Annotated in this window: 6 protein-coding genes and 1 pseudogene; 2 read left to right on the top strand and 5 right to left on the bottom strand. The window is 71.7% G+C overall.

Going from position 1 to position 4,971, the window contains the following annotated elements; translation table 11 throughout:
- Positions 1 to 192 (top strand): annotated as a pseudogene (locus DQW85_RS27685) (signal peptide peptidase SppA); the annotation flags it as partial.
- Positions 193 to 232: 40 nt separating this feature from the next.
- On the opposite strand, the gene DQW85_RS27680 reads toward DQW85_RS27685, so the two are convergent.
- From DQW85_RS27680 to DQW85_RS27660, 5 genes are all read right to left on the bottom strand, one after another.
- Positions 233 to 694 (bottom strand): flavin reductase family protein, encoded by a 462-nt coding sequence (locus DQW85_RS27680; protein ID WP_113702838.1) that lies wholly within the window; start codon positions 692 to 694, stop codon positions 233 to 235.
- A 75-nt stretch (positions 695 to 769) separates the two neighbouring features.
- A complete protein-coding gene (locus DQW85_RS27675; RefSeq protein WP_113702836.1) occupies positions 770 to 1,693 on the bottom strand; it encodes an ABC transporter substrate-binding protein in 924 nt (307 codons plus the stop codon).
- 20 nt (positions 1,694 to 1,713) lie between these two features.
- Positions 1,714 to 2,385, bottom strand: a complete 672-nt coding sequence (locus DQW85_RS27670) for an ABC transporter permease (RefSeq protein ID WP_113702835.1) — start codon at positions 2,383 to 2,385, stop codon at positions 1,714 to 1,716.
- Positions 2,382 to 3,101 carry an ABC transporter permease gene (locus tag DQW85_RS27665; RefSeq protein WP_205315455.1) on the bottom strand — a complete coding sequence of 240 codons (720 nt, stop codon included), beginning with the start codon at positions 3,099 to 3,101 and terminating at the stop codon, positions 2,382 to 2,384. Before DQW85_RS27665 ends, DQW85_RS27670 begins: the two co-directional genes overlap by 4 nt.
- Positions 3,094 to 4,152: an ABC transporter ATP-binding protein gene (locus DQW85_RS27660; protein ID WP_113702834.1), complete on the bottom strand. Its 1,059-nt coding sequence runs from the start codon at positions 4,150 to 4,152 to the stop codon at positions 3,094 to 3,096. Before DQW85_RS27660 ends, DQW85_RS27665 begins: the two co-directional genes overlap by 8 nt.
- A gap of 276 nt (positions 4,153 to 4,428) precedes the next feature.
- On the opposite strand from DQW85_RS27660, the gene DQW85_RS27655 reads away from it, so the two are divergent.
- Positions 4,429 to 4,971: RNA polymerase sigma factor (locus tag DQW85_RS27655; RefSeq protein ID WP_205315454.1), on the top strand; the 543-nt coding region annotated here is incomplete at its 3' end.

The following is a 4,971-nucleotide window of genomic DNA, read 5'->3' as shown; positions in this document are numbered from 1 at the left end:
GCGCCGGTGCGCACCTTCCCGCGGATCCACCCGCTGGAGCGGCTGCGCGGGCCCGAGTCGAGCGACGACAAGGCGGCGGCGCTGGCCCGGATCCGGCTCGACGCCTGGGGGCCGCTGGCCCGCCTGTCCGCCGAGCTCGGCCTCCCCGCCGCCGGGCCGCTGTCGCTGCCCGGCTGGTACGCGATCCGCTGAGACAGGCTCTCAGTCACCCGGGCCCCGGTGGGCGAGCCTGTCACGGGCCCACCGGGCGGTAGCGGCCGCGGAGGCGTACCAGGGGCTGGAGGGTGGCGTCGACGTGGGCGACCGCGAGGACGCGCGCGATGAACAGCGTGTGGTCCCCGGCGGGGACCACACGCGTGGTCTCGGCCTCCAGGGCCGCCACCCCGCCCTCGATGATCAGCGCGTCCGAGTGCGGGCCGCGGTGGTGCGGGATGCCCGCCACGAGGTGACGGGCGCTCGGCCGGCCCGCGGCGGCGAAGCGGCTGGCGATGGCGGCCTGGCCGGCGGACAGCAGCGAGGCGGCCCACCGGTCCTGCCGGAGCAGCACCTCGCAGAGGTAGCCGCTGCCGACAAGGCTGACCAGGACCAGCGGCGGTTCGAGCGAGACGGACATCAGCGCCGAAACCGTGGCGCCGAGGTCGTCGCGCCCGTCGCGCACGGTGATCACCGCCACGCCTGCGGCCAGCTGCGCCATCGCCTCGGTGAACTCGGACACGGTGAACTCAGACACGGCGGGGGCTCCCGGCCGGCGAGGCCCCCGCCGGCCGGGTCAGCCGAGGCCGTTGGTGGTCAGCCATTCCTTGGCCACCGTCGCGGGCTCGTCCTTGTTGACCGAGATCTTCTGCATCATGTCGAGCAGCGACTCCGTCGTGAGCTTGGCCGAGACCGCGTTGAGGGTGGTCTTGACCGTGTCGTTCGCCGAGGCCTTGTGCAGCAGGGGCGTGACGTTCTGGGCCGGGAAGATGTTCTTCGGGTCCTGGAGCGGCACGAGGTTGTTGGCGGTCATCTTCGGGTCGGTGGTGAAGACGTTGCCGACCTGGATGGTGCCGTCCTTGAGCGCGTCGGGCGTGGTCGGACCGGTGGGCTTCCACTCCTTGAACTCCAGCCCGTAGACCTCCTTGAAACGGGCCTCCCAGCGCTTCTTGAACTCGGGCGGGCCGCCGACGATCATGTTCTTCGAGGCCTTGGCCAGGTCCTCGATGGTGTTGAGTGACTGCTTGGTCTGGGTGTCCTTGGTGACCGACAGGCTGTCCTTGTCCTCCGCCGGCGAGGAGTCGAGCACCTCCAGCTCGGGCGGGAGCTTCTCCTTCAGCGCCGCGTTGACCTGCTCGGTGGTGCTCGCCTTGTTCTCCAGGTCGATGAAGGACAGCAGGTTGCCGTTGTATTCGGGCACGATGGTCAGCCCGCCGCTCTTGACCTGGTCGTAGACGACCTCACGGCTGCCGATGCGGGGCTTCTCCTCGACCTGCACGCCCTTGGCCTCCAGCGCCTGCGCGTAGATCGAGGCGAGGAGCACGCTCTCGTCGAAGTCGAACGATCCGATGACGGCCTTGCCACCGCCACCGCCCGCGGTGGCCGATCCGGTCGGGGCCGCGCTCGTCGTGTCGAGCGGGTTGCCCCCTCCGCCGCCGCAGGCGGTCAGCGCGAGCGCCGCCGACAGGAGCACCGCCACGGTGCCGAACTTGCGTCCCATCACATTTCCCTTCTCACCGGTTAACGGCTTCTTACGCGCTGGCTGACCCCGGGCGAGACGGTCGTCCGCTGCACGAGCGTGAACCCGATCTGCACCACGAGCGCGAACAGCACAATCAATACGGAACCGCCGACCACGCTCGCGTAATCCTTCGTGGCGAACCCGTCGATGACGAATCGGCCGAGCCCGCCCAGCCCCGTGTACGCGGCGACTGTCGTGGTCGCGACCACCTGGATGGCCGACAGCCGCAGCCCGAGCAGGATCAGTGGCAGCGCCACGGGCACCAGCACCCGGCCGAGCACCTGCCCGCCCCTCAGCCCCATCCCGTACGCCGCGTCGCGCAGCTCGGGGTCGACGCCCCGGACGCCCTCGTACGTGTTGACCAGGATGGGCGGCACGGCCAGCAGCACCAGCGGGATGATCACCGGCCAGATCGACGCGGTGCCGAGCAGCAGCACGAACATCACCAGCAGGCCCAGCGTCGGCAGCGCCCTGGACAGGTTGGCCGAGACGACCACGAGCAGCGCGCCCCGTCCGGTGTGGCCGATCAGCAGCCCGAGCGGCACCGCCAGCAGCATGGCGAGGACCAGCGCCAGGGCGGAGAACTCCACGTGCTCCAGCAGGCGGGCCGGGATGCCGCCCGGCCCCGACCAGTTGGCGGGGTCGCCGAAGAAGCCGGTCAGCCAGTTCACGACGCCCTCCTCGCCCGCACCCAGGGCGTGAGCAGCCGCTGCGCGAGGACCAGCAGGGCGTCGGCGACCAGCGCCAGCGCCACGATCAGCACGATGCCGACGATCACCGGAGGCAGGAACGGGTTCTGGTAGGCCCGGGTGAACAGCATGCCGAGGCCCCCCTCCCCGATCACCGCGCCCACGCTGACCAGGCTGATGCTGGAGACGGCGACGACCCGCAGCCCGGCCAGCACGACGGGCGTGGCGATCGGCAGCTCGACCCGCAGCAGGCGGCGCAGCGGGGTGAAGCCCATGGCCACGGCCGACTGGCGCACGTGGTCCGGCACCGAGCCGAGCCCGTCGACCACGGCCGGGATGAGCACGGCTATCGCGTAGAACGTCAACGGGATGATCACGGTGGTCTTCGACAGCCCGGTGACCGAGATCAGCAGCATGAACACCGGCAGCGACGGCAGCGCGTAGATGACGTTGAACAGCCCGGCCGTCGGCTGGTAGAGCCAGCGCCAGCGCACGCTGGCCAGGCCGAGCGGCAGGGCCAGGGCCAGCCCGGCGACGATCGGCACCAGCGACATGACGAGGTGGTCGCCGAGCAGGTTCTTGATGCTGCCGCCCCGCCCGGTGTCCCAGTTGCGCGCGATCCACTCCCAGATCGTGGGCGGCCCGTCAGCCACCAGCCAGATCGCGGGCGGCCCGTCGGCCAGCAGCGCGTCACGCATCGGCGGCCTCCGCCAGCGCCGCGTCGAGCGCCTCCCGGGTGGCCACGCCGGCGACCTTGCCCTCCTCGTCGACCGCCACCGCGCAGCCCGACGGCGACAGCAGCGCCGCGTCGAGGGCCGCGCGCATGGAGTCCTGGCCGGGCCGGAACGTCCCGTACGGCTCCGGGCCGCCCCGCCCGTCGCCGGCGATCCAGCCGAGCGGCCGGCCGTCCTTGGTGACGACGAGCAGCCAGGGCTCCGACCTGCCTCCCTCGTACCCCTCGGGGACGGTCAGGTCGGTGCGCAGCCGCAGCCCCTCGGTGGAGACGAACTGCAGGCGCCGGATGCCCCGGTCGCGGCCGAGGAACTCGCGGACGAAGTCGTCGGCGGGCTCAGACAGCAGCGTCTTCGGGTCGGCGAGCTGCGCCAGCCTGCCGCCCACGCGCAGCACGGCCACGCGGTCGCCCAGCTTGATCGCCTCGTCGATGTCGTGGGTGACGAAGACGATGGTCTTGTTCAGCTCGGCCTGGAGCCTCAGCAGCTCGTCCTGCAGGCTCGTCCGGACGATCGGGTCCACGGCGCTGAACGGCTCGTCCATGAGCAGCACGGGCGGGTCGGCGGCCAGTGCCCTGGCCACGCCCACCCGCTGCTGCTGCCCGCCGGAGAGCTGGAACGGGTAGCGCTCCCCCATCGCCGGGTCGAGCCCGACGCGCTCCAGCAGCTCCATGGCCCTGGCGCGGGCCTTGCCGCGGTCCCAGCCCAGCAGGTGGGGGACGGTCGCGATGTTGTCGACGATCTTCTTGTGCGGGAAGAGCCCGGCCTGCTGGATGACGTAGCCGATGCCGCGCCGCAGCGTCGGCGGGTCGATCTCGCGCACCGGCCGGCCGTCGAGGAGGATCTCGCCCTCGGTGGCGTCGATCATCCGGTTGATCATCCGCAGGGAGGTCGTCTTCCCGCAGCCCGAGGGGCCGACGAACACGGTGACCTCACCTGTGGGCGCCTCCAGTGAGAGATGGTCCACGGCCACCGTGCCGTCCGGGTAACGCTTGGTGACGGAGTCGAATGTGATCACGCGCGACCTCTCGCTCCCTGGCAGGGGTCGTAGCCCCTGCCACGACCGCCGCATGATCTCTTGAACGACCACAGTACGGCGGCGATAACCCCTGTGTCGCTGCGCCCCCCGGGTTAAACGCTTCAGCCCAGCAGGGAGAATTGACATCAAAACCGGATCTCTTGCTGCGCGGGCGTGCACAAGTTGGCATGATTGCCTCACGATCTGTCAGACGCTCCAGTACCACCAGTCCCACCCCTCCGCCCCCCGCTCGCACCTCAGCAAGAGGAACGGCCCGTGACACAGCCGCTCACCGACGGGCGCCCGCGCGCCGAGCTGGTCGCAGAGCTCTACGACCGTCACGCCGCCGGGCTGTTCGCGTACTGCGCCGACCAGCTCGGCGACCAGGACTCCGCGGCGGTCGTGCTGGCGACCGTCGTCACCGGCGTGCCCTCGCCGGCCCCGCCGCGCGCCGCGCTCTACGCCTATGCCCGCCGCGAGATCCACCGGCGCGACATCGCCTACACGCCTCCAGTCGTCGACCCGCTCACCGACCCCGCCGCCGCGCTCGTGGAGCGCGCGCTGCGCGAGCTGCGCCCCCACCAGCGGGAGGTGCTGGTGCTGGCCGAGCTCTGCGGGCTCTCCCGGCCTGAGCTGGCCTGGGTGCTCGACGTGGCGCCCGACACGGCGCAGGAGCTCCTGATCAACGCGGCCCAGCGCTACCGGCAGCTCCTCGGCGCGGCCCTGACCGCCACGGCCGGGCGGGCGTCGGGGCCGGTGGCCGACGTCCACCGGGCGCTGGCGGTGGCGTCGCTGCGCGACATCCTCTGCCGCCTGCCG

It is taken from the genome of Nonomuraea lactucae (genome assembly GCF_003313395.1).
In the GTDB taxonomy this organism is placed as follows: domain Bacteria; phylum Actinomycetota; class Actinomycetes; order Streptosporangiales; family Streptosporangiaceae; genus Nonomuraea; species Nonomuraea lactucae.
Note: the sequence above shows the minus strand (reverse complement) of the source record. Positions and strands in the feature narration are given on the sequence as shown.